The sequence below is a fragment of the Stenotrophomonas sp. YJH_SMC_8 genome (assembly GCF_059371315.1).
The window spans coordinates 76,748-98,427 of sequence record NZ_JCAFUL010000001.1 but is presented as its reverse complement, the minus strand read 5'-3'; the positions used below and the strand labels follow the sequence as shown (position 1 = coordinate 98,427).

At 64.0% G+C, this 21,680-nt stretch carries 24 protein-coding genes; 11 read left to right on the top strand and 13 right to left on the bottom strand.

Features of this window, described 5'->3' with window-relative positions:
• Positions 1-10: 10 nt before the first annotated feature.
• Positions 11-979: a CDF family Co(II)/Ni(II) efflux transporter DmeF gene (gene dmeF, locus AC5P88_RS00465; RefSeq protein ID WP_495224008.1), complete on the top strand. Its 969-nt coding sequence runs from the start codon at positions 11-13 to the stop codon at positions 977-979.
• A gap of 89 nt (positions 980-1,068) precedes the next feature.
• Here the strand turns inward: dmeF and AC5P88_RS00460 are convergent, their stop codons facing one another.
• A complete protein-coding gene (locus AC5P88_RS00460; RefSeq protein ID WP_099560730.1) occupies positions 1,069-1,353 on the bottom strand; it encodes a hypothetical protein in 285 nt (94 codons plus the stop codon).
• Between the two features lie 91 nt (positions 1,354-1,444).
• Here AC5P88_RS00460 and AC5P88_RS00455 point away from each other — a divergent pair, with 91 nt between their 5' ends.
• The 3 genes from AC5P88_RS00455 (at position 1,445) to AC5P88_RS00445 (ending at position 3,224) form a co-directional block, all read left to right on the top strand.
• Positions 1,445-1,861, top strand: coding sequence for a hypothetical protein (locus AC5P88_RS00455; protein ID WP_049412170.1), 417 nt, complete (start codon positions 1,445-1,447; stop codon positions 1,859-1,861).
• Between the two features lie 69 nt (positions 1,862-1,930).
• On the top strand, positions 1,931-2,254 hold the full coding sequence (locus AC5P88_RS00450) for a hypothetical protein (RefSeq protein WP_495224006.1): 324 nt from the start codon (positions 1,931-1,933) through the stop codon (positions 2,252-2,254).
• Between the two features lie 127 nt (positions 2,255-2,381).
• A complete protein-coding gene (locus AC5P88_RS00445) occupies positions 2,382-3,224 on the top strand; it encodes a class I SAM-dependent methyltransferase (RefSeq protein WP_495224004.1) in 843 nt (280 codons plus the stop codon).
• Positions 3,225-3,227: 3 nt separating this feature from the next.
• Here the strand turns inward: AC5P88_RS00445 and AC5P88_RS00440 are convergent, their stop codons facing one another.
• Both AC5P88_RS00440 and AC5P88_RS00435 read right to left on the bottom strand, forming a co-directional pair.
• The gene (locus AC5P88_RS00440; RefSeq protein WP_495224003.1) at positions 3,228-4,196 is read right to left on the bottom strand and encodes a polysaccharide deacetylase family protein; all 969 of its coding nucleotides are present in this window, start codon (positions 4,194-4,196) and stop codon (positions 3,228-3,230) included.
• Positions 4,197-4,266: 70 nt separating this feature from the next.
• Complete coding sequence (locus tag AC5P88_RS00435; protein WP_495224002.1) at positions 4,267-4,926, bottom strand: hypothetical protein; 660 nt, start codon at positions 4,924-4,926, stop codon at positions 4,267-4,269.
• 132 nt (positions 4,927-5,058) lie between these two features.
• Between AC5P88_RS00435 and AC5P88_RS00430 the strand changes: the two genes are divergently transcribed.
• Positions 5,059-5,739 (top strand): hypothetical protein, encoded by a 681-nt coding sequence (locus tag AC5P88_RS00430; protein ID WP_495224000.1) that lies wholly within the window; start codon positions 5,059-5,061, stop codon positions 5,737-5,739.
• Between the two features lie 133 nt (positions 5,740-5,872).
• Here AC5P88_RS00430 and AC5P88_RS00425 read toward each other — a convergent pair whose 3' ends face one another.
• The gene (locus tag AC5P88_RS00425) at positions 5,873-6,046 is read right to left on the bottom strand and encodes a hypothetical protein (protein ID WP_478446604.1); all 174 of its coding nucleotides are present in this window, start codon (positions 6,044-6,046) and stop codon (positions 5,873-5,875) included.
• 9 nt (positions 6,047-6,055) lie between these two features.
• Positions 6,056-6,868 carry an alpha/beta fold hydrolase gene (locus AC5P88_RS00420; protein ID WP_478446603.1) on the bottom strand — a complete coding sequence of 271 codons (813 nt, stop codon included), beginning with the start codon at positions 6,866-6,868 and terminating at the stop codon, positions 6,056-6,058.
• Positions 6,869-7,089: 221 nt separating this feature from the next.
• Between AC5P88_RS00420 and AC5P88_RS00415 the strand changes: the two genes are divergently transcribed.
• Positions 7,090-7,569 carry a DUF4440 domain-containing protein gene (locus AC5P88_RS00415; protein WP_111113728.1) on the top strand — a complete coding sequence of 160 codons (480 nt, stop codon included), beginning with the start codon at positions 7,090-7,092 and terminating at the stop codon, positions 7,567-7,569.
• Between the two features lie 76 nt (positions 7,570-7,645).
• Positions 7,646-8,062, top strand: a complete 417-nt coding sequence (locus AC5P88_RS00410; protein ID WP_495223998.1) for an XVIPCD domain-containing protein — start codon at positions 7,646-7,648, stop codon at positions 8,060-8,062.
• 62 nt (positions 8,063-8,124) lie between these two features.
• Here the strand turns inward: AC5P88_RS00410 and AC5P88_RS00405 are convergent, their stop codons facing one another.
• The 4 genes from AC5P88_RS00405 to AC5P88_RS00390 all read right to left on the bottom strand — a co-directional run bounded on the left by AC5P88_RS00405 (position 8,125) and on the right by AC5P88_RS00390 (position 12,189).
• Positions 8,125-9,195 carry an XVIPCD domain-containing protein gene (locus AC5P88_RS00405; protein WP_495223996.1) on the bottom strand — a complete coding sequence of 357 codons (1,071 nt, stop codon included), beginning with the start codon at positions 9,193-9,195 and terminating at the stop codon, positions 8,125-8,127.
• A 37-nt stretch (positions 9,196-9,232) separates the two neighbouring features.
• Complete coding sequence (locus AC5P88_RS00400; RefSeq protein WP_099479150.1) at positions 9,233-9,808, bottom strand: hypothetical protein; 576 nt, start codon at positions 9,806-9,808, stop codon at positions 9,233-9,235.
• Between the two features lie 143 nt (positions 9,809-9,951).
• Positions 9,952-11,097, bottom strand: a complete 1,146-nt coding sequence (locus AC5P88_RS00395) for a YncE family protein (protein WP_495223994.1) — start codon at positions 11,095-11,097, stop codon at positions 9,952-9,954.
• Positions 11,098-11,262: 165 nt separating this feature from the next.
• The gene (locus tag AC5P88_RS00390) at positions 11,263-12,189 is read right to left on the bottom strand and encodes an XVIPCD domain-containing protein (protein ID WP_197633182.1); all 927 of its coding nucleotides are present in this window, start codon (positions 12,187-12,189) and stop codon (positions 11,263-11,265) included.
• 427 nt (positions 12,190-12,616) lie between these two features.
• On the opposite strand from AC5P88_RS00390, the gene AC5P88_RS00385 reads away from it, so the two are divergent.
• A complete protein-coding gene (locus AC5P88_RS00385; RefSeq protein ID WP_495223992.1) occupies positions 12,617-13,114 on the top strand; it encodes a hypothetical protein in 498 nt (165 codons plus the stop codon).
• A gap of 87 nt (positions 13,115-13,201) precedes the next feature.
• Here AC5P88_RS00385 and AC5P88_RS00380 read toward each other — a convergent pair whose 3' ends face one another.
• From AC5P88_RS00380 to AC5P88_RS00370, 3 genes are all read right to left on the bottom strand, one after another.
• Positions 13,202-16,546 carry an XVIPCD domain-containing protein gene (locus AC5P88_RS00380; protein ID WP_495223991.1) on the bottom strand — a complete coding sequence of 1,115 codons (3,345 nt, stop codon included), beginning with the start codon at positions 16,544-16,546 and terminating at the stop codon, positions 13,202-13,204.
• A gap of 31 nt (positions 16,547-16,577) precedes the next feature.
• On the bottom strand, positions 16,578-17,210 hold the full coding sequence (locus tag AC5P88_RS00375; RefSeq protein WP_111098388.1) for a DUF1629 domain-containing protein: 633 nt from the start codon (positions 17,208-17,210) through the stop codon (positions 16,578-16,580).
• A 363-nt stretch (positions 17,211-17,573) separates the two neighbouring features.
• A complete protein-coding gene (locus tag AC5P88_RS00370; RefSeq protein ID WP_495223990.1) occupies positions 17,574-18,212 on the bottom strand; it encodes a DUF1629 domain-containing protein in 639 nt (212 codons plus the stop codon).
• Between the two features lie 231 nt (positions 18,213-18,443).
• Between AC5P88_RS00370 and AC5P88_RS00365 the strand changes: the two genes are divergently transcribed.
• The 3 genes from AC5P88_RS00365 to AC5P88_RS00355 all read left to right on the top strand — a co-directional run bounded on the left by AC5P88_RS00365 (position 18,444) and on the right by AC5P88_RS00355 (position 19,993).
• A complete protein-coding gene (locus AC5P88_RS00365; protein ID WP_495223988.1) occupies positions 18,444-18,653 on the top strand; it encodes a hypothetical protein in 210 nt (69 codons plus the stop codon).
• Positions 18,654-18,744: 91 nt separating this feature from the next.
• A complete protein-coding gene (locus AC5P88_RS00360; RefSeq protein WP_495223987.1) occupies positions 18,745-19,170 on the top strand; it encodes a TonB family protein in 426 nt (141 codons plus the stop codon).
• A 454-nt stretch (positions 19,171-19,624) separates the two neighbouring features.
• Entirely contained in the window at positions 19,625-19,993 is a 369-nt protein-coding gene (locus AC5P88_RS00355) for a hypothetical protein (protein WP_227200151.1), read from the top strand.
• A 642-nt stretch (positions 19,994-20,635) separates the two neighbouring features.
• Here the strand turns inward: AC5P88_RS00355 and AC5P88_RS00350 are convergent.
• On the bottom strand, positions 20,636-21,676 hold the full coding sequence (locus AC5P88_RS00350) for a response regulator (protein ID WP_227200150.1): 1,041 nt from the start codon (positions 21,674-21,676) through the stop codon (positions 20,636-20,638).
• Between the last annotated feature and the right edge of the window lie 4 nt (positions 21,677-21,680).

The following is a 21,680-nucleotide window of genomic DNA, read 5'->3' as shown; positions in this document are numbered from 1 at the left end:
TGATCTGCCCATGCATCTGGACGCCCTCGCCGCCGCCCGCCGCCACGAACACCGCTTCGACGACGGCAACCCGCTGGCCGAACGCAACACCCGCCGCGCCATGTGGCTCACCGTCAGCATGATGCTGGTGGAGATCGTTGGCGGCTGGTGGTTCAACTCCATGGCCGTGCTCGCCGACGGCTGGCACATGAGCTCGCACGCGCTGGCGCTGGGCCTGTCGGTGTTCGCCTACCGCTGTGCACGCCGTTACGCGCACGATCCGCGCTTCGCCTTCGGTACCTGGAAAATCGAGATCCTGGCCGGCTATACCAGTGCCATCGCCCTGCTCGGTGTCGCTGCACTGATGGCGGTGCAGTCGCTGGAGCGGCTGTGGGTGCCGGCACCGATCCATTACAACGAAGCCATTGCCATTGCGGTCGTCGGCCTGGCGGTGAACCTGCTGTGCGCCTGGTGGCTGCACGACAGCCCGGGGCATGCGCATCACCACCATGGGCACGCCCATGGCGATCACCACGGGCATGAACACGCGCACCACGATCACGCGCATGGTCACGACCTGAATCTGCGCTCGGCCTACGTGCACGTTCTGGCCGACGCCGCCACGTCGGTGCTGGCCATCGTCGCCCTGCTCGGCGGCAAGCTGCTGGGCCTGACCTGGCTGGACCCGGTGATGGGCCTGGTCGGCGCCGTGCTGGTCACGGTGTGGGCAGTAGGCCTGCTGCGCGACAGCGGCCGCATCCTGCTGGACGCGCAGATGGACGCACCGGTGGTGGCCGAAGTGCGCGAAGTGATCGAACAGGGCCCGTGGCCGGCGCGCCTGGCCGACCTGCACGTCTGGCAGGTGGGGCGCGGCAAGTACGCAGTCAGTGCCAGCGTGGTCACCAGCGATGCCAGCCTGGATGCCGATACCGTGCGCAACGCGCTGGCCATCCATGAGGAGCTGGTGCACGTGACAGTGGAGATCCACCGCAGCGCGTAAGCCACGTCGGGTAGTGCCGGCCGCTGGCCGGCAACCTCATGAACGCCGCACGCGACCTGCGTGTGCCGGCCAGCGGCCGGCACTACCGCCTAGAGCTTCAACATCATCCGCAGCAGGTACATCAGCAGCGGCAGCGCACTGATCACGGCGCCGGCAATACCGATCCACGGCCAACGCTCGCCCCGCACGCGCGAGGCCACTGCCAGGCCGCCGCCGACCAGTGCCGCACCCAGCACGCCCACGCCCAGTCCGGCGGCCATGCCATTGCCGCCCGCGGCCACTGCTGCCTGCGCGGCCAACGTGCCAGCCCCCCAACCCACAGCGATCCCCAGCCAACTGGCCACGCCGCACCACGGTGCCTTGCCCTGCGCCATCCGAAAACCCCTTTGTTCTTGCCGAATTTCTGTACGGGCCGTGCCCGCATGCTGCCTACACTAGCCGCACCTGCCCCTGTAGGGACATCCCATGCGCACGCTCCGCCTGCTGCTGCCCGGTGCCCTCCTGCTGCTCACCGCCTGCAGTGGTGATGCCGGGCTTCCTTTCAGCGCCGATCCGTTGCAGGGCTGCTTCGCCACCGGCGCGCGGAAACCGGCCGACTTCCGCATCGACAGGGAAGGCGGCCAGTACTTCGTCTCCTTCAGCCGCGGCGACCAGTGGCAGCGCGAGCCGAATGCCCTGCACAAGGCCACCCGCAGCGAGATCAGCCGCTACTTCCGCGATGACGCCGAGCAGATCGACAGCGCGCTGATCCGCATGGCCGGCGGCTTCGGCATCTTCCACTTCAACAAGGACGCGACGTTGAAGGGCAAGGCCAGCGATAGTGACTACATGGCGTTGATGCTGATCGGTGCTGGGCCGGTGTATGCGGTGAAGTGCCCGTAAGACGCAATGATTCTGATGGCGACTCAGGGCAATATGGGCGCATCCTGTCTTCTTTGAGGAGCGATGCCAATGCTGCTGTTTCTGCTGCTTGCGGTAAGCGCGCCGAAGACCCAGGGTGCCTATGACGAAGTCCGGCAGCTGCCCGATGGCCAGACCCTGATCATGCGCACCCTGGACTGGGATCTCGGTGATGGTCGCCACGAGCGCGTTACCGTGCATTGGCTGCTGCAGGAAGACGGCAGCCTGCGCTACGACTTTGATCGGCAGCCACCGGAAACCCAGGAGGTCCACCGTCGATCGTGCGCGCTGCAGGGCATGCAGCCCTCGCGTGGCGTCAACATGATTTCAGGAGAAGGAACCACGCACGGCTTCAGCTGCACCAGCCAGCGGTAGCGCCGAACCCACGCTCGGCTCCTCCCGTCTACATCCACGCTTGGCGTGGATCTACTGCAGCAGCCACACCTGGCCCCGGCAACAGCTGCGGTACCATGCCCTCCCCCGAACCGCCCCGGTACCCGCCGTGCCCCACTACACCGGCCCCCTGCTGACCCGCGACAGCGCCGATACCCTGCGCCGTGCCCATGACAAGGGCGCTGCCGAATGGCAGGGCTCGCTCGACCTCGGCCGCAGCGAGGGCAGCGTGGCGCTGGATGCCGAGGGCTTCCACTTCCGTGGCCAGCACTACCCGTGGCCAGGCAAGCTGAAGGACCGCACGCTGTACTACTGGGATGACGAGGACTTCGCGCCGATCTCGCGCTACAGCGGCTCGCTGATCAAGCTGGTGCCGACCGAATGGGGCGCACCGACCTTCGAGATCGACGGCATCAAGATGCTGCCGACCTCGAAGCTGTCGCCGTTCGAGGATGCGCGCCGCAAGGTGGAGCTGGTCGCCCCGGCCGGCAAGGTCATCCTCGATACCTGTGGTGGCCTCGGCTACTTCGCCGCCTGCGCGCTGGAAGCCGGGGTCGGCCAGATCCGTTCGTTCGAGAAGAACGCCGATGTGATGTGGCTGCGCACGCTCAACCCGTGGTCGCCGGACCCTGACTCGGCGGCCGCCGGTGGCCGCCTGCAGTTCAGCCACGGCGATGTCTCGCAGCAGATCGAACAGCTGGCCAGCAACAGTGTCGACGCGATCCTGCACGACCCGCCGCGCTTCGGCATTGCCGGCGAGTTGTACTCGCAGGTGTTCTACGACCACCTCGCCCGCGTCATCCGCAAGGGCGGCCGGCTGTTCCATTACACCGGCGCGCCGAACAAGCTGACCAGCGGTCGCGACGTGCCGCGCGAAGTGGCCAAACGCCTGGAAAAGGCTGGCTTCAAGGCCGAGCTGGCGCTTGACGGCGTGCTGGCCGTCAAGCGCTGAGCTTCATTCCGAGTCCACTTTCGCCAGCTTCATCACCCACGCCGGCACCACCGGCTCACCGGCATAGAAGTCCTTCGGCTTCTTCTCCGCCATCGCCCAGCGGTGCAGCCAGCTCGGGCCGTAGCGACCGTTGTAGCCCTCGGCCCCACGTGCATAGGCTGGGTCACGCATCGCCTCGTCCAGCGAAATGAAGCGATAGCCACGCCGCTTCGTCGCGGCCACCAGTTCGGCGAACGTCGCCGCGTTGAGTTCGTTGGCATGCATCAGCCACACTTGTGGAAGCGCATGGCCCAGCAGCGCCTGCGACTGTTTCTCGTAGTAGTCCAGCTTGTTCAGCATGTAGGGCACGTAGCCCTTGCGCAGCTGCGCCAACGTCGCCTCGCGTGCCGGGGAATCGGGCTGCTCGTTCATCACGTTGGCATAGGCGAACGCCCACACCCACTCGCCGTTGTCGACGGTGACCGGCGCCACGCGGTAGCCGTGTTCCTGGAAGAACGCGTCCATCTCCGCGCGCTCTTCCGGCGTGCGCCCAGCCCGCAGGTAGGGATGGCGCATCCACTGCGGTTTCAGGCCGCGCTCGGCCAGCAGCGGCCGCAGCACCGTCTCGCCGTGCAGGAAATCCTGCTGGAACGCAGGTACGCCCTTGGCATTCAGATCCATGTGCGAGTACGTGTGGTTGCCAAGCTCATAACCGGCGTCCAGCCAATCGCGCAGCATCTGCACCCGCGCCGCCTTCACCTGCCCGTCTACCTCCAGCTTGTTCTCGTTGACGAAACCGACCACCGGCACGCCCGCCTGGCGCAGCTGGTCCATCAATGCCTCATGCCGTGCCTGCAGGTCCGGCGGCACGATCTCGTCCACCCGCGCCCATGGCAGGTCGTCGATGGTCACCGCAATCCGGCGGTCCACCTCGGCGGCGTGTACCGCCAGCGAGCACAGCAGCAACGGCACAGTACGCAGCAACCAACGCATCAGCACTTCCTTGCAGGGACGAAGTGGCGACTCTAGCGCGATTACGGGTGCGCGGCCGGTCACACACCCACTATGGGCTGGACGGCTGCGCCTGGCGCTCACGCACGATTGCCCGCCACAGCATGAATCCCGCGGCCATCGCCATCAGCATCAACGCGGCCAACACCAGCGCCAGATCATCGGGATTACGCAGCAGCGGCGCGTGCTCATGGGTGAGGATCTCGAACACCACACGCTGTGCCTGCGCCAACGGCAGCCGGCCCTGTTCGCCCAGTTCCACCAGGCATGTCGTTGGGGAAAGCTTGGCCACGCTGGTCCATGCCATGTCGTACAGATGCAGTGCCCTGGCGGCCAGCGCCAGGATCGCGGCATGCAGCGCCATCAATCCCCAGTTGGCCCGCCGCAGGCGTCCCGGCAGGCGCCCCAACCGGTAGAGGCTGATCGACATCGCGCCGAGCAGAGCCAGCACCACACCGGCCATGGGGATCCACTGCAGCGGCTGCCACGGCGCCAACGCCGTGGAGCGCGCCAGCAGCTGTTCGGCCACCTGCATGCGCGCGGCAGGATCGGGGCCACCACAGGCTTCATCCACCGGCTCCAGCAGCAGTCCCACGCGGTAGTGGAAGAAACCTGCGGCCAGCGCAACCGCCAGCAGTGCCACTACCTGCAGTACCAGCAGGATCGGGCCAGGACCACAGATACGGCAGAAGCGGGTAGCAGCAGAGGCCATCGGTTCATCCATGACAACAAAAAACCATCCTAACCAAGCGTTCCCTGGTTGTCGGCGGGCGGATACGACAGCCCACGTCCGCCCCGGTAGGATGTGGATGAGCATGGATGGTCGTATGTCGAGGTGTCGTGGATGGTCACGCTGTATCTGTGGGTGCGGACGCTGTTTCCGTTGCTGGCGTTCGTGCTGGCCTGGATGCTGCTGTCGCGCCTGATCAAGGCTCGCGTGGCACGCCTTCCCCGCGTTCCATTGAACCTTCCCGAACACAGCAGCAGCCCACGCAGGAAGGATCGACGCATCTACAGGCGCAAGCTGCGGCGCAAACCGGGGCTGCGCAACGCGACTCGCCCGGCTACGGTGCCGCGAAGCTGGAACCTCGCGGCAGCTTTCGTTTCGCTCTGCGCACTGATCGCCGCCGTACTGGTCATGCCGGATGGCGCGCGCTTCCAGGTGATGGTCGAGAGCCTTGCCGGCTACCCGGCCACCATTGCTGAAGTGCACGTTCCCGCTGCAAGGCAGACGCTTGTGCTGCAGGCGTGGCAGCCCACACTGGCGCAGTTGTCGCGGCCTGTAACCCTGCGCTACCCGATCGGGCGCACCGGCGGCGAGCATCAGGCGCATGCAACGCTGCCGGTGCAGGTAAGGCATCATGGTGATCGGCTGCAGGTGGCTACGCCCGTGCCTGTGGACGGCGACGTGATGCGTGCGGAGCTTGCGCGCCTGGCTGGGCTGCCGACGGAGGCAATCACCGTCCGCCAGAGCGAGATCTCACCCTGGCGGGAACCCGGCTGGAAACCGCTGGCCGAACGGTAGAGCCGAGCGCGCAAGCCCAGCATGGCTCGGCACTACACGTAGCGCCGGGCCCAGGCCAGGCTGCTGTTGCAGTAGATCCACGCCATGCGTGGATGGACGCAGTGCGGAGCCGAGCATGGCTCGGCTCTACAGATCAGGATCCCCGCGGCAGCTTCGCGGCCCACATGTTGTCGACCAGGTTCGGGTAGCGCCGCCCGTTCTCTTCCGCACGCTGCCGCGCCGCCTCTTTCTGCGCAGGTGACAGCGGCTGCGAGACCTGGCCCTTGGGATTGGGCTTCTTCCACGGGGGTGTCTTCGGCTCACGCATGGCCGCAGCTTACCGCTTCAGGAAGTTCAGCAGCGCCAGATTGAAGTGATCGGCGTGGCTCGTGTTGCAGCCATGCGGCGCACCTTCCAGGATCACCACCTCGCTGCCCGCAATCGCCTGATGCGTTCGCTGCCCGGAACCTTCGAACGGCACGATGGCGTCGCTGTCGCCGTGCAGGATCAGGGTTGGCACCGTGATCTTCTTCAGATCGTCGCGGAAGTCGGTAGTCGCGAACGCGTGCATGCAACCCAGCGCCGCCGTCTGGTCGGATTGATGGCACAGCGCGATGGCCGCCTGACGCGTCTCTTCGGTCACCATCAACTGGCCGTTGGCGCTGAAGAAATCGCGGGTGAAGCCATCGAAGAACGCCTCGCGATCTTTCTCCAGACCACTGCGCATTTCGTCAGCCTTGTCCTGGGTCAGCGGGCCGTCCGGGTTGTCGTCGCTGCGTAGCAGGAACGGCGGTACCGCTGCTGCAAACACCACACTGTGCAGGCGTTCCTGGCCATGGTTGGCCACGTAACGCGCTACCTCGCCACCGCCCATCGAGAAGCCGACCAAGGTGACGTCGCGCAGGTCACGTTCCTCGATCACCCCGGCCAGATCCGCCGCCAGCGTGTCGTAGTCGTAACCTTCTGCCGGCTTGTCAGAACGGCCGAAGCCACGCCGGTCGTAGCTGATCACCCGGTGTTGGGCGTCGCGCAGGATCGACACCTGCGTCTTCCATGCGTCGGCGGATAGCGGCCAACCGTGAATCAGAATGACCGGGCGGCCGTCGCCACCGGTGTCTTCAACGTGCAGGCGGACGCGGGAAGCAGGCATGGGAGCTCCTGTGGGAGGGGAGGATTTCAGGCTATGGGCCGGCCCCTATCGCGACCGTGATGGAATCGCCGGCCGCCATGACACCGCCTGCACAGGGCACGCCCCCCGGCCAATCCACCGATGCGGGCATTCACTCCCTGGAAATCCCGTTTCGTCGCAGGGCGGCTGCGGCCCTCGGAGCGCCGTGCGAGCCTGCATGAATCCCGCCCTGGAGCCTCGCCATGCTGCTGCTCACCCTACCCCTGCTGGCCGCCGGCCTCGCCGCCGCACCCGCGCCCTCCGATGACCTGCGCGAGCAGATCCACCAGGCCGACGCGCAGCTGTTCGCCGCCGCATTCGACGACTGCGATGCCGACAAGGCCGCGACCATGACCACTGAAGACATGGAGTTCTTCCATGACAAGGCGGGCAAGTCCGCCAGCAAGCGTGACGACTTCCGCCGCAGCGTGGCCGCCCTGTGCGAGAGCACCCGCGCCAACCGCACCCATCTGCGCCGCGAGCTGGTGGAAAGCTCGCTGCAGGTGTTTCCGCTGCACGACGATCGCGCCCTGGAAATCGGCGACCACCGCTTCCACGAGCGCGATGCAAAGGGTGTCGAGCACTGGACCGGCCAGGCCCGTTTCATCCAGGTCTGGCGCCGCGTGGACGGGCGCTGGCTGGCCGAGCGGGTGATCAGCTACGACCATCGGCCGGCAGACTGATCGCCACGATGCGGTGGTTCACGGGCCGGTTCTATACTGCCCAGGTCCATCACGACCTACCGCTGCAGATCGCCCCATGGCAGAGATCACCCCCAACCATCCCGAGTACAGCCTCAACCAGCAGATCCGCCAGGGCGTGGCCGCCCTGGACGCGCAGCATGGCCGTCCGTTCGACCAGACCAGCGAGCGCCTGACCGCCAGCCTGACCGTGCTGGCCCGCGAGCAGGGCCTGCAGCAGGTCGACCACGTGCTGGTCAGCCATGCCACGGCCAACCAGCCGGCGGGACACAACATCTTCGTGGTACAGGGCGACCCGGCCAATCCGGCTCACCTGCGGGCGATGATGCCGACCGCAGTGGCCGCGCAGACGCCGGTGGAGCAGTCGATGCAGAAGCTCGGCATTGCCCCGCAGCAGCCGGCCATGGGGCAGCCGCCCGAACAGCAGGCCCGTGAGCAGGAACAACAGCAGAACCCGGCACACCGCCTGGGCTGAGCCGGCTCCGGCGTTACTGGCGGCCCAGCGCGAGAACGTCGGCTCGCCGTACGCTTGCCGCCCTACGCCATGCGAGGCCCGGACTGCTCCTGCACCTGGCGCTGCTGCAGCTCATCCTGCGAGCGCGCCTGCCCCGACTGTGACAGCTGCTCAGCGCGCTCGAAGGAGATTTCTGCCGGTGTCTGCGCGGCTACCGCCGTTGGCATGCTGGCCCGCAGCTGTGCCGGGTCGTTGCGCTCCCCCTGGACGATGAAGATGCTCTGCGCCACATCGGCCTGCGCAGTGCGATCGCTCAACAGCACATGGTCAACCTGGGTCAGGCCATTGGCTTTGGCCAGCGCGTACAGGCTGGCACTGATGTTCTCGCTGGTGGCATCGAAGTCGCGGCCCCGCTCTGCATCGAGCCGGGCCACGCCCTGGTTGATCTGCGAGAGCAGCGGATCGTTGCTGTGCCAGGCCAGACGATCACCGCTTCGTTCGCCCATGCTCTCAGCATCACTCAGCATGTGTTGCTTGAGACTGCGCTCCGGCAGGGGATTGGTTTTCCTCTGGTTGAGCTCGCTGTCCGGAAACGGCGGATCAATGCTGTCCACACCGTGGATGTTGCGCAGCGGTCGGAATGCATCCTTGCCTGCCCCCTTGATGTCAAGAGGAATGCGAACATCCGGAAGAAGCTGGCCGGCGGGACCTCCCAACGCGTTCACGTCGATGCTGCTTTTCCGCTGGATGCCCGCGTGATTCAGCGCTTCCCAAGTGAAGTCCACGCAGTTGTGGCGAACATCCTGATAGTGCTTGCTGAAACCGAATTTCTCCGGGTCCGAGCCGAACTGCTGGAGCTTCCTGTACTGATCTTCGCTGATCTCGAGGGTACGGGTGTAGCGCGGGTCTCTATAGACCGTTGCGTCATCCTCCATGATGGCGCCAGGACCATTCATGCTTCCGTGCTCCTTGGGAGCAAATCCATAGCTCTTCGCAGGCACGCCGGGTGCATGCAGGACGTAGAACATATGTCCTGGGGCGGACGTCTGCGGAACACCCTCAGCGTCGACGGCCTGCTTGTGCGTCCTGGGGTCGATCAGCGGTGTGCCAGGTGCAGCAATAACGATCTCTACGGTATAGCGCGGCTTGTCCATAAGGTGATTCCTTCGTTCCTTCCAGTGGTAAGGTTGATTACTTGCCTGGCGGCCGGGCTGCGTGTACCCGCAACTGAGCCGAGTAGTGCTGCAGTTCCGGCGAGGCCTGCGCAGTGCGAACCTGTACGCGATAGCGGGTATCAGGCTCCAGTGGCAGAGCAACCAGACTCAGCGTGTATTGGCCGTCACTGCCCATGTGCGGCGACGTATACCGCCATTCGCTGGATGCATGCCATTCCGGAAGCTGTTCACCTGCATTGAGCACCCCGGCCTGATAGCTGTCGTAGGTGGGAACATCCTTCCAGGCATCAGTGCCCCATTGCTGCAGGGTCACCTCGAACGGGACCCTTGATGTGCCCACGTCAGGCTCGTCCGGCCTTCGTGTCCCTTGGCGCTGCAACTCCAGCTCCAGCGCATACGTGCGACCCAGCTGGAAGTTGCGGGCATTCGTCTCGAACTCGAACCGCACCACCTGGCCAGGCTCGGCAACGACAATTGGCTTGACCAGATCCAGTGGCTCCAGCGCATCCGGTACGCGGCTGCTGCAGGCGCCGAGTGCGCCCGCCAGCGTGAAGATCAGGCCGGCACGCAGCCAGCGGTGGATACCCAGCATGATTCAGATCCTTTGGCTCCCTGCCATGGGGTTCAACCCTAGCCGCCGGCTGCTGGCGCCGCAACCGGCCAATGAAAAAGGCAGGGTCTTCACCCTGCCTTCTTCACGCGGCTCGCCGCCGGGCGTGCCCCGGCGTCACCCCATTACAGCTGGATGCGCGCCACGCTCTCGTCGGCGCCCTTGTCGTCCTTCTCGCCGTTCTTGATGCTCACGAACAACACGTTGTTCTTCGCATCCAGCGCCAGGCTGTTCGGGTGGGTCGGCACCTTGTAGGTCGCCACCTTCTGGTAGCTGTCACTGTTGTACGCGGTCACCGTACCGGCTTCGCGGTTGGTCACGTACAGGCGCTTGCGCGGTGCATCCAGTAGGATACCCAGCGGGCCGGCGTCGGTCGGGATGCTGGCCAGTTCCTTGCCGGTGCTGCGGTCCAGCACCAGCACGCGCTGGCCCGGATGCTTGCTGACCAGGCCACTGCTCTTGGCCTGGTAGCCACGCAGGAATTCCGAGCCCTGGTCGGTTACGAACAGGCGCTTGCCGGCCGGGTCCAGCGCGATGTTCATCGGCTGCTCGGCGGCGATCTTGTGCTGCGCCACCACCTTGTTCGAATCGGTGCCCACCACCACCAGGTCGGCCAGCAGGTTGCTGGTGTAGACGCGCTTGTTGGCCGCATCCAGCGCCAGGCCCGGCGCCTTGGCATTGCCCAGGCCGTCGATGGTGTTGATCACCTTCAGCGTGGTGGTATCGATCACGAACAGCACACTGCTCACGTCCGGCTGGCTGCTGTGGCCGGTCACGTACAGGCGGTTGGCCGCGCTGTCGACCACCAGCTCGCGCAGGTCGTGGGTGTAGGCGGCCTTGCCGTCCTTGCCGGTCTTCTTCTCCATCAGCTGGATGGTGCCGACGGCCTTGTTCTGCGCGGTGTCGACCACGGTCACCGACAGGTCCACGGTGTTGCCCACGTACAGGCGGTCGTGGGCGTCATCCAGCACCACGCCGAAGGCTTTGCGCTCCAGCGGAATGCGGGTTTCCACAGCCAGCGTGGACGGGTTCAGGCGCAGCACCTGGGCCGGGCCGGCGTCATCGCCGAAGCCACCGGACGAGGCCACGAACACGGCGTTCTGCTTCGGGCTGTAGGCCAGCTCGTACAGGCCCTTGGCCACGGCCTGGCGCTGTACGGCGGCGGTGACACTGGCGGCGGGTGCGTTGTCGGCAAACGCGGAGGGCGCGCCGAGGCTGAGCGAAACGGCAACGGCCAGGGCGGCCGAGCGGAAGAGAGGATTACGGAACATGCGAGCGTCCTTGAATGGGCACGGGAAGGTGTCCTGGCTCGCTGGGCCGTACTGCGACGGCCCGACCTGCATCTGTCTGCGCGGGTGGGCTGGCTGGGGTTGCGGGGGAATGGTAGCAGGTGGGGGGCGTGGCGTGCGCCGGCGCGCGTATGGCAGGCGCGCGGATTACTGCTCCTTCAACCGCAGCGAATCGGCCACATCTGTCTTGGCCGCCACTTCAGTGGCGATGCTGGCGCGGCGGTGCCCCGGGTCGTTGCGGTCGCCCTGCACGATGAAGATGCTCTCCGCCGCATGGCTGCTCTTCGTCGGCTGGCTGAGCAGCACGTGGTCCACGCGCGAGAGATTGTTCTGCTTGGCCAGCACCAGCAGGCTGGCGCTGATGCGCTGGCTGGCCGCATCGAACGGGCGGCCGTGCGCGGCATCCAGCTCGGCCACCTTCTGGATCAGCTGCGAGAACAGGCGATGGTCTGGATGCGAGGGATCCAGCAGCGTGCCGGCCACTTCAATCGGGGTCGGTGGCGGCTCATCGCTGGCGCGGTCGCCCTGGCGATGATGCTCGGCCTCGCGCTCGGGCATCGCATGGTGGGCTTCAGCATTCAGATCGCTGCCCGGGAACGGCGCCGCAATGCACTGGATTTCCGGCAGGTTGAACAGCACCGCGAACTCGCCCAGATTGCTGCCGCCATCCAGCGGCGCCGGCAGCGGATGCAGGCCGGCGTAGTGCAGCGCTGCCCAGACGAAATCGCTGCAGCGGTTGATGGTGGCCGGGCGATCCACATCGAATTCGAACTCGGCCGGTTCTTCGGCGAAGTCGCGCAGGCAGCCGTAATGCTCTTCGGTGATTTCCAGGGTGCGGCTGTAGTACGGGTCCAGATGCTCATCGGCATCGTCGTGGCGCACCTGCGCGTACTGCACGCCGGTGGGGGCTTCGCCCGGCGCGTGGCGCGGTGGTGCGAAGCCGTAGCTGTGGGCCTCGTCGTCTGCAGCGACCTGCAGGTACATGTGGCCGCGCGGCGAGATGCCTCCACTTTTCAGTGGGGTGCCGGGTGCGGCCAGATAAAGGGTTGCGGTGTAGCGTGTTGCCTGCTCCATGCCTGTTCAGCCTTGATGGGTGCTGCGGTCCTGGCTGGATGATGGCATAGGTGGGATGGGGGGCAGGTGGAGGACAAAGCTGGGGCCACGGCTGACATGCTGAATGTGTGAACCAGCCAGCAAACGTGGGCGATCAATACCCCGCCGGTAGAGTCACTCGGGGTCTGCCCCGTATAGTGACCTCTCCACTGCAAGGGACTTGCCGATGGGCACCGCAATCCAAGGGGCGCTAGCCTCGCTTCCCGCGATCTCGGCTTGGCGGCCTCTACTGCTTCCGCGTCATGTGATGTCGCATCTAGCTCGCGCTGGCGCAATTTCCGGACTATCGGCCATGCTTACTCTGACGTCTGCATGTGCGCGATCGCCGGATACGTCTGCCCTCAATGAACGTGCCGCTGCCGCAGATGCGCACCCTGCCCGCATCTCCATGACCGACCTGCAGAAGCGGATTCTCGCCTATGCGGATTCGCTCAGGTCACGGGCGGATATCAGTCCGGACAAGTTCGGCACGGCGATAGGTGTCTCGCTCGTGCCAGACGAAAAGGTCAGCATCAGGCACATCGCAAAGGACCTGGCAACGACGGACGGCTACAACTATGCGGCGTCTTATCTGTCGGTTGAGTCTGCACGTGAGTTCCCCAACCAAGAGGTGATCTTCTATCAGCTGGGCAAGCAGCCAGTGACAGATGCTCCGAATGGCGTGTGCTACTGGGAAGCCGAAAGGGCCGGACAAGCGCTCGAAGCCCTCGGATACAGGACCGGAGGAGAAGCGCCATTCCAGAGAGGGGGCATCAGGCAGTACCGGCGCCCCATCACCGGCGGTAACCAGGGTATGGATACCAGCCTGTTGACCTATCGTTCCGATGAAGGTGATACAGCGAGAACCTGCGTCTACGCGGTCCAGTTCGGAGGGGGAGACAGATGAATACGATCCCCCGCTATCGGAAGATTGCCATGTGGCGTCATCTTCAGTCCTTCCTGCAGGTCGCCAGTGCAGCGCGTGCCTTGCTCATCACATATTCGCCGCACGAATCTGTATCTCGTGCTGCACCCGCTGATCTTCCAGCTGCTGGTCCATCTGATTGGCAAGCGCACGCTGATGCGCTTCACGGCTGACCGCATCGAACTGCTGCAGTGATTCCTCCACCGATGTCTGCGCCGCCATCTCGGTCGGCATCGCAGCGCGCTGATGCGCCGGATTGCTTGGCTCGCCCTGCACCACGAACAGCGTGTGCCCAGCCGGGTGTTCACGCGTGGCGTTGCTCACCAGCACATGGTCCACCCGTTCCAGGTCGTTATCCTTGGCCAGTACCAGAAGGCTGGCCGTCATGCGTTCGCTGACTTCGTCGAAGCTGCGGCCGTGCTTGGCGTCCAGCGCTTCCACGCCCTCGCGGATCTGCTGATACAGCGCGTGATCGGGGTGGCCGGGCTGCGTGAGGTCCTGCAGCGCCCGGTTCGAGCCCGATGCCTCATCCGGTGCGGGCGCGGCTGGCTCGGGGCTTGGCACTATCGTGGGCGCGGCAGGAACAGTGACAGCCGCAGTGACGGGCCGGAGGTCATCCGATGGAGCCGGTTCGGGCTCTGACACGTGTTGTGCCGCTTCCTGCTCCAAAGGCCATGGATCGCGCGCAGGCTCAGCAGGCAGCGGCTCCTTGAACGGCACCGGTTCCACCTCCTGCACTGCCATGTCCTGCTTTGGAGTGGGCGCAACCGCAGGCATCGGGGCCATCTTCTCCGGTTCCGCTGCCTGCTCTGTGCGCTGCGTGGGCACCGTCTGCGTTGCCGCTGCCAGAGGCGCGGCAGAGTGTGGCGTCGCACGCTCGGATTCGACCGGGTGCGCCTGCATCGGCCCAGCGGGCTCCGGCGTCTGTGAGGCGGTACGGTTTTCGGTGGGCGCCTCGCTGTTTGGATGGGGCTGAGGTTGGGGCTCCGCCTCACGCCGCGGCGGATCGCGCTGCTCGGCGTGCCGCTGAGGCGCGGGCTTGTCCTGTGCCGCAGGCGTAGGCGGTGGCGTGACCGCTACCGCGGGCGGCGCCGCCACAACCGTCGCAGGCGCGATGGGTTGCGCAGTCGCCGGCTCTTCAGGCCGCACTTCCACGTTCCCATCCTGCTCGGATGGCTTGTCGCCATGTGCCACCTGCGCGGCTGCTCGTGCAGCCTGCCCTGCATCCACCTGCGCAGCACCCAGCCGATTGGCCTCCTGCAGTGCCTGCCGGTACGCCTCCTGCTCACCCGCCGACAGCGCGGCAATGCGCAGCTCGGGTGATTCCGGCACCGGCGCCTGCTCATTGGCACGCGCGCGCACCTCATTCCATGCGGCCTGCAGCTCCTGCGTACTGGTCGTTGCGACGGCGCGTGCCACGCCATCCTGGCCTACCTGGTAATGGGTGATGGGCCGAGAGGCGCCCGCGTTGCCCTCGGCTACAGGCCCCAGTTCCTGCAGCGTGGGACCCGTAATGCCGTGCTGCTCGCGCGTGCGCGTCGTGGCCAGCGCAATGGCTTGCTCCCACGCTGGGGTCAGCGCGACGCCCGCAGCGTAGTAGCTGTGGCGCAGCTCGTTCTGGTTCACCTCCGCCGCAGACGGCAGCGGCCGCGATTCCAATGCGGCAATAGTCTGGTTGAACTGATCGAGCGACGGCTGCTGGATGGTGCGGGTCAGCTCCAACTCCAGCGCCATGTTGCCCTGCGCGATCTGGCCAGCGTGGTGCCATTGTCCTGCGTCATCGCGCTGGTAAAGCTGGTTGTCCGAGCCCTGGATGGCGTCGGGCCTGGCACGCGCCTGCTCCACCGCTTCCGGCACCAGCGGCACGAAGTCGCTGGCGCGGGTAGCGGCGTAGGTCTCCAGGTAGCTGGCGGCAATGGCGACTTTGCCGTTGGCGATGTTGTTCTCGATGCGCTGCACCGCCTCACGATTCAACTCGTTGGCGCGTTCGGGGCTGGCGGTCTGCGTCTCATACACCCCCCGGTCGTTGGCACCGGACACGCCAATCTTGACCTGCCGCGTCCACTGTTCGGTCTGCGCATCGCGGCGCCAGTTGGGGTTGTCCAGACGGCTCTCGCCATCCTTCGCCGGGATGCTGAAAGGATCCTGCGGCGGCGGCGCCTTGCCCAGCGCCAGCTCTACCGCGTTTACATGGGCGTATGCGCCCAGCTCGCGGGCCTTCTCGTAACTGGCGCCCACGCTGCGCTCAGCCGGATTGCCCAGGCCGTCGCCTGCGCTGTCCATGACCGCCTGGCGCTGCCAGTTGCGGCCATCGAACTGCCATGTGACATCGGCCTTGTCGGTCTGCCGGTAGACGGTGCGGTTGTCGAGCAGATCGGCGCCCTTGTCGAACGCCTTGCTCATCAGCAGCGCATCGCCCGCGACGATGGCCGCGGGGACGAAACTCGACGTGCCAATCACCGACGCGGTGGCCACGCCACCGATCCAGCCACCGCCATTGCGCGCCAGGGCATGGGTGAGCTCGGACTGGGCGGCGGTACCGTTGCCCTCTTCCAGCAGCTGCGAGGTGCGACGGGCGGTGATGACAGCGTCGGCGCCGGAGGCGAGCAGGCCACCGGAGCGGATAAGTTGGCTGGTGGAGGCTTCGCCGAGGAGGAGGTCCATTGTGACCTGCCCCTGCTGCATGCCGGGCGCACGGATCCGATAGGCCGCATCTTCGCCCAAGACGCGCTCGACCGTCTGGATACCCGGCTCTGTCAGAACAGCTCGGCCACCATGGTGGGCATTGGAAATGGCAAGCGACAGGCCGCTTCGCTGCAACTCAATATTTCCACCGCGAGTCAATGGCTTGGCGTCATACTCGATTCTATTGAGCGTAGTCACGATACCACTTTCGGAATGAGTGACAGCCACCCAGCCGAGGTCGACCCCAGTTAAACCTTTCAATGCTTGGATCTGAACGATATGCGCTTGGTGGTACTCGGGAACTCCGTCAAAAAAATCCCGGATCCGTTTGTTCGTGATCGCAGGCGTGCTTCCCAGCGGAGTATTCGTGTTGAGATCGCCGTTGATCAACCCGACCTTGATGGTGTCTCGCAGTGCTTCTACACGTGCCATCACTCTATCGAGGGCGTAAGAGTCATTCAGCAGCGCGGCCTTACCGTCTCGCGTTCTCTGAATTTCATTCAAGCGCCGAATCATTCCGTTCTGGTATTCACCCAACGGTCCGCCACTGTGCGGCGTAATGCCCATCGCATCTGCATAGGCAGGATTTGCGGGTAGGAACAGCCGGTTCTCCTGGGCGTGAATATTGAATCGCCCCGCCTCCTGCAGCTTTGCGAGCAACGGGCTGTGCCTCAGCGTCTGCTGCTCAATCGCGTGATGGTCCTGCAAATGAGTGGTATGTCCAGCCACAAATCCTCCTTGACTCAAGCATCGCCTGGTCTCAGCAGTTCACCGCGTCATAGAACCACAGACCGTTGGACGTACCGCTGGCGATCAGTCCCGCGGCTTCGACCGCCTCCTTGAAAGTGCGGTCGCAGAAGACACCTTCGTAGTAAGGGAGCCGGAATACGTGAGCATCGCCGATGACCTCCCGCTTGAACGCCAAGCGGACGTCGCCAGTCAGATCGTAGTATTTCCCCTCTTCATAGTCGTCACTAACGATGATCTTCAGCTGGGATGCTGCCTCATCCAAGGCATCAATGGTTCTGATGACATCGCAAAGGAAATAAGGGCCACCCATTGCTCCATCAGCGAGTCGATAGTCAGTCTCCCTGAACGCAAAAGCTCCTGGGTCCACGGCCGCCATCACCTCGCGGAGACGCCCGGAAACGAGCCAATAGCCGCTCATCCCAGCTTCAAGATCCTCCGGTGGCCACCCTTCGCTTGGGTAATACACTAGACGCGGGGTCTCGCGCAGAGGCGGGAAGCCCCCCTGATCGGGGCGCAAGAGGAAATTTGGAGGCGTCTTCAGGGAAGACTCGTTCTCAAAAACGACGCCATGCCCTTTGCCGCGCCGTCGGGCATCTGGGCGCAACTCGAAGAACTCGCCCTTCTTTGGCAGATTCGAAGTCATTGTTTGCCTCACCTCAGAATCAATCTAAATAAGCGTGCCAAGAGCTTATCAGAGGGTGCCAACCTTCCATGCCCTCCTCGAGTCATGCCCGCGCGCTCACAGCCTGAAGCCCCCTCCGGAAAGCCAACCGCGCACTGGACCGGCATAGCGCACTGCTGCTTTTCTCCGACGCGTGGTATCAGGCACTAGGAGGAAGTACTCGCCACGAACAGAATGGGTCGGCTTCGACGGTTCCATGCTTTTTCATCACCCCCAGATGTTTGTGCTCCAACGTAGAGACATAAGCAGGTCTCGGAATGGCGTCGGCTGTCAGTTATGTGAGGACCAGCCACTCATGAATTCTCTGCCGGCTTGGGCCACACCCTAAATGTCCGCGGCATCCGTCAACCACACGCCGTCCGCATCGCTGTCAGTGTCTATACCGGCTGCAGCCACTGCGTCCCTGAACACGCGGTCACAAAACACAGAGCCGGAGAACGGAGTCCTGAAGACGTGGGCCTGCCCCAGCCTCTCCCGGTCGAACGTCACACTCGCACCGCCGCCCAAGTCGTAGAACTTCCCGTTGATGAATTCCTCGGTGGTGTCAATGAAGAGCTTGGACGCACCTTCGTCCAACGCGTCAACGACCTGAACCACGGTGCAGAGGAAGTGGCGATCACCCCGGCTACCATCTTCCAGGCGATAGTCGGCTTCCGCAAAGGTGAAGGCGTGAGGATCCACGGAGACCATCACGTCATGCAGCCGCTCAGAGACCAGCCAGTAGCCGCTGAACCCCGACTCCAGATCCCCAGGCGGCGGTCCTTCGCTCAGTTTAAGTACCAGGCGCGGCGCCTCGCGAAGCGAGGGGACGCCGCCATCCTCCGGCAGCAAGATCATGCGAGGGGAAGACAGCAGGCGATCCAGATTCTCGAAGACGACCCCGCAGGCAGGGCCGCCTATCGCCCCTGGCTCAAGGAGAAAGAACTCCCCTTTTCCAGGATGGCGGGTTGAAACCGAATCCATGCACGGCCTCCCTCTCATTGTCGCTCCCACGCTGGAGCGAAGTTCTCTACCTATTCCCGATCATGTGAAGGCCATCGGTGAATGTTCACCCGAACAAGCCGCAGGCCTTTTCTACCCTGACTTGCACGGGCCGGCAATCGGACCAGAATGAAATCAAATGATTGTCGAGCTCCTATCCCATCCTGTGAGATCTACCGCGGCCAAACTCGGCTCCCCCTCTGGAGGATGCCCATGACGATGATCGACCCCACATGGCTGGAAGCCTTCGACAAGGAGCTCCTCTACCTGTTCGCCATCGACCATAGCGATGCCGGCATGGATGAATACCTGCTGGGCTGCTATGCAGACCTTCCGCCACGCGAGGCGGCGCTGGCGTTCGGCAGCGACTACGACCTGGAACGCGACGATGCGCTGTGGCCACGGCGGGGTGTGCCTGTGTGAACCGTGCAGCCGTCCGTCGCGCCGGCATTCAAGGCAAGCCATGCCAGGGGATGGCCGCTATGCTGGCAGCGCACCGGAATGGAAACCACGTATGCCCCGCTTCAACACCGCCCTGGCACTGAACCTCGCTCTGATGCTGCTGGGCGCTACATCTGCCATGGCCATGGCGGCAGACCCGCAGGTTTCCACTGAAGTGTTCGTAGAGCGTGGCGACAACCCTACCTTCGAGCTGCGGCAGGCACCTGCCGTTGTGTATTCAACGGCCCCTGCCACCCCGCCCGACACCTTGCTGCAGATGCCCATGGCGGTGCTGCTGGTTGCTCAGCTGGATGAACTGGGCCACGTTTCCAACGCGATGGTGGTGCGGTCCAGCGGACTGCGGGAGATTGATCGTGCGGCCTTTACCGCTGTGGACCAGTGGCGCTTTGAACCGGTTGTGGCTGAGGGCGTCGCGAGGCATGCGCGGGTTCGGGTGCGTTTGAGCTTCGTGCCTTCGGCCGAGGCGCCGCCCGGCTGAACCGCTGGTCCAATCTGTCGCGATTGGCCCTACGCCATGGCCCTGACTGCGGGCATTCCTGCGCTTGGGGCCAATAACGCCAAGCCCTTGAAGACCGTTGCAGCGCAATCGCTTGCCGGCTTAACACCGTGTGCGACAATGCCGAAAGCGTCAGGACTGACATTCGTCGGTTCTGCAGTTTCTTGGCATTTCGCATCAGCACGGGTACACCTTGGCATGCCACCGAAGAAGGGTGGCGCGGGTGTCGAAAACCCGTTCTGTAGCGATGTGTTTACGCTTGTCAGCCGGCGTCACCTTTGCGTGGCGCCGGCTGGCAATCCGTTCGCGTTCCATGGCGGGCGGTGCGTGGGGGTCTTCGGACCCACCGGCTTCGCTACAGACCGGTTTTCGAGCCACGCATCGTCCGCCGCCTTTATCTGGTGGCGCTGCTATCTGTCCTGTACGGAGCATTGCCATGAACACATCGGACTTCCGTTCCCTGCACGCGCAGTACGATCCGGACAGCGCCGAACCCGAGCGCGAACCGTCCGTCGATCCCAACGCCTTCGTCGCCACGCTGCACCGCATCGGAACCGGCGCGGCTGCGGATGGCCAGCCTTGGCCGGAGCGGCATCAACTGCCTGGGCGATGTCTTCAGCTGGCGGATGCGGATTGCGCACTGGCCGGGCTGCGCGTGGTGGCGGAGCTGATGCTGGCTGCGGAGCGCACTCGGCAGAACGGCGCGCCCGAGGAGTATCTGGGGGATCGAATTATGGAAGGGTTGAAGATGGCGTGTGTGGCGTTGACTGCGCAGGTGACTGAGCGGTTGCAGGTTAGGGAGTAGGGCCGGAGGCTTGAACCTCAAGTACTAAGCTGCGCGCTGACGTCGCAGCCCCAATCTCCGTTCACCTCTGATCTACAGGACTTCCAATGAAGTCTCTGACGTACGCACTAATGTGTTTGGCAGCACTGATTGGTTCGGCGCTCGGCCACTTGCACCCGCCCAAAGGCGGGCTCGAGCTAAGAACCTTCCCCAGTGTTTCAGATGCCGAGTTTGCTGTCATGCGCGAAGAAGCCATAAGCCTAGTGGATGAAGATGCTGCGCTCGGGGCCGGGCGCTTTGCGGCTAGGCACCTTGAGCTCAACTGCTGAGATGAGCTCGCTCTGCTCGTGGACAACTCATCATCACAGTTGCTCATCGTCGGCTTTATAGGCCAAGCCGCTGAGACGCGCTGCGTTCAACCTATACTCCGGCGCTGGAGTAGCCGACTACTCCCAGCAGACTAGACCTTCGCAACGGAATTCCCCGTACGAAACGTATCGGAAGCCCGAACAGACTGCGGTGCACACTGACAAACTACATCGTTCGTTCCCGGCTTTGGCCGCACAGCGGCCTCCACCAAGCAAGCGTACGCTGCAGCAACAAAGTTCCCGCCGAACAGCTTCAGCGGGGACACCAAGCTACCTACGACGACTTACGCCCTCGTCAGTCCTGCGAAACTACAGGTGTACCAATGCGACTAAAGTATGCTCCGAACCGCTCGACGAGAGACGGTACAAACTGGGGCGTTAGCGAGGCGACTCTATTCATCGCCTTGAGTCCCTGATCCCCATCAATTGGAACAACCCTGAGAGAGGTGAAGTCCACGAACCAAGGTCCCATTCCATTACCTGCAGAGTCCACCATCTCCGGAAGGAAGTGGTTCTTATGTGATCCGCCATGCTGAGAAATCTTAGTTCGCTCCTTGGCATTCGCGCCCCTCCACCGTGTGGAAATGTCCTGGAACTCGGCCAGTAGAACCAACGAGACCTTACCGTCAGTCGCCAAGTCGCATCTCGGTGTTACCACCACCCAAAGCCCCTGCCCATCTCGAACGATATCACCTGTATCGAATCTACCCTTGATGGGCGGAACAAAGTAGGTCTCCTCGGGATGGGAGACGCCTCCATTCGCATTCATCAAATTGTCGTGGATGTGAGCAATAACGTGGCGGAACAGCATCGGCTTGATTGCCGGTCCCCGCTGAGCTGTCCAACCTGACCAACGGGGCCAAACCGAGCTGAAGAACACCTTGGCCGTCTCAGCCTCGATGGAATTACGAAGCTCCTTGAGATGTTCCAACATACCTCGCTGCTTCCCCAGCCATTCAAAAACTGGCACGAGTCCAGCACCGCGATCAAACACCTCTACTTGAGGAAAAGCTTCGACCTCAGCCTCTTGCCTCTGACCAGTGTAGACGGCTATGGCAACAGGATGAGCGCTGTGGGCGTATCGGACCACATCGTTTCCGTGATCATTAGGTGCCGCATTACCTTCGGTTCGTAGGCGAAGATCAACCACCACTGCATCAGCGCGATTCTCGACAAGCGCGTGCCTTGCTTCGGCCGCGCTCTTCGCAACAATCGTTATGACCTTGAATCCTGTGTTCTGCACATCCGCGTTATGCATCGCCGCATGGTCCTGCCATGCTTTGATGTTAGCGCCCTCGTCCTCAACTAACACAACATTAATACAGGCAACGTCCATTTCA

What these genes read in the sequence shown, in the direction of transcription:
- AC5P88_RS00450 (WP_495224006.1), top strand. Translation starts at nt 1,931, where the DNA reads ATGCTGCTGTTTCTGCTGCTTGCGGTAAGCGCGCCGAAGACCCAGGGT.
- AC5P88_RS00415 (WP_111113728.1), top strand. Translation starts at nt 7,090, where the DNA reads ATGCTGCTGCTCACCCTACCCCTGCTGGCCGCCGGCCTCGCCGCCGCA.
- AC5P88_RS00350 (WP_227200150.1), bottom strand. Translation starts at nt 21,676, where the DNA reads ATGGACGTTGCCTGTATTAATGTTGTGTTAGTTGAGGACGAGGGCGCT.
- AC5P88_RS00430 (WP_495224000.1), top strand. Translation starts at nt 5,059, where the DNA reads ATGGTCACGCTGTATCTGTGGGTGCGGACGCTGTTTCCGTTGCTGGCG.
- AC5P88_RS00435 (WP_495224002.1), bottom strand. Translation starts at nt 4,926, where the DNA reads ATGGCCTCTGCTGCTACCCGCTTCTGCCGTATCTGTGGTCCTGGCCCG.
- AC5P88_RS00385 (WP_495223992.1), top strand. Translation starts at nt 12,617, where the DNA reads ATGACCGACCTGCAGAAGCGGATTCTCGCCTATGCGGATTCGCTCAGG.
- AC5P88_RS00390 (WP_197633182.1), bottom strand. Translation starts at nt 12,189, where the DNA reads ATGGAGCAGGCAACACGCTACACCGCAACCCTTTATCTGGCCGCACCC.
- dmeF (WP_495224008.1), top strand. Translation starts at nt 11, where the DNA reads ATGCATCTGGACGCCCTCGCCGCCGCCCGCCGCCACGAACACCGCTTC.
- AC5P88_RS00420 (WP_478446603.1), bottom strand. Translation starts at nt 6,868, where the DNA reads ATGCCTGCTTCCCGCGTCCGCCTGCACGTTGAAGACACCGGTGGCGAC.
- AC5P88_RS00400 (WP_099479150.1), bottom strand. Translation starts at nt 9,808, where the DNA reads ATGCTGGGTATCCACCGCTGGCTGCGTGCCGGCCTGATCTTCACGCTG.
- AC5P88_RS00360 (WP_495223987.1), top strand. Translation starts at nt 18,745, where the DNA reads ATGCCCCGCTTCAACACCGCCCTGGCACTGAACCTCGCTCTGATGCTG.
- AC5P88_RS00375 (WP_111098388.1), bottom strand. Translation starts at nt 17,210, where the DNA reads ATGACTTCGAATCTGCCAAAGAAGGGCGAGTTCTTCGAGTTGCGCCCA.
- AC5P88_RS00370 (WP_495223990.1), bottom strand. Translation starts at nt 18,212, where the DNA reads ATGGATTCGGTTTCAACCCGCCATCCTGGAAAAGGGGAGTTCTTTCTC.
- AC5P88_RS00425 (WP_478446604.1), bottom strand. Translation starts at nt 6,046, where the DNA reads ATGCGTGAGCCGAAGACACCCCCGTGGAAGAAGCCCAATCCCAAGGGC.
- AC5P88_RS00410 (WP_495223998.1), top strand. Translation starts at nt 7,646, where the DNA reads ATGGCAGAGATCACCCCCAACCATCCCGAGTACAGCCTCAACCAGCAG.
- AC5P88_RS00355 (WP_227200151.1), top strand. Translation starts at nt 19,625, where the DNA reads ATGAACACATCGGACTTCCGTTCCCTGCACGCGCAGTACGATCCGGAC.
- AC5P88_RS00405 (WP_495223996.1), bottom strand. Translation starts at nt 9,195, where the DNA reads ATGGACAAGCCGCGCTATACCGTAGAGATCGTTATTGCTGCACCTGGC.
- AC5P88_RS00395 (WP_495223994.1), bottom strand. Translation starts at nt 11,097, where the DNA reads ATGTTCCGTAATCCTCTCTTCCGCTCGGCCGCCCTGGCCGTTGCCGTT.
- AC5P88_RS00440 (WP_495224003.1), bottom strand. Translation starts at nt 4,196, where the DNA reads ATGCGTTGGTTGCTGCGTACTGTGCCGTTGCTGCTGTGCTCGCTGGCG.
- AC5P88_RS00365 (WP_495223988.1), top strand. Translation starts at nt 18,444, where the DNA reads ATGACGATGATCGACCCCACATGGCTGGAAGCCTTCGACAAGGAGCTC.
- AC5P88_RS00455 (WP_049412170.1), top strand. Translation starts at nt 1,445, where the DNA reads ATGCGCACGCTCCGCCTGCTGCTGCCCGGTGCCCTCCTGCTGCTCACC.
- AC5P88_RS00460 (WP_099560730.1), bottom strand. Translation starts at nt 1,353, where the DNA reads ATGGCGCAGGGCAAGGCACCGTGGTGCGGCGTGGCCAGTTGGCTGGGG.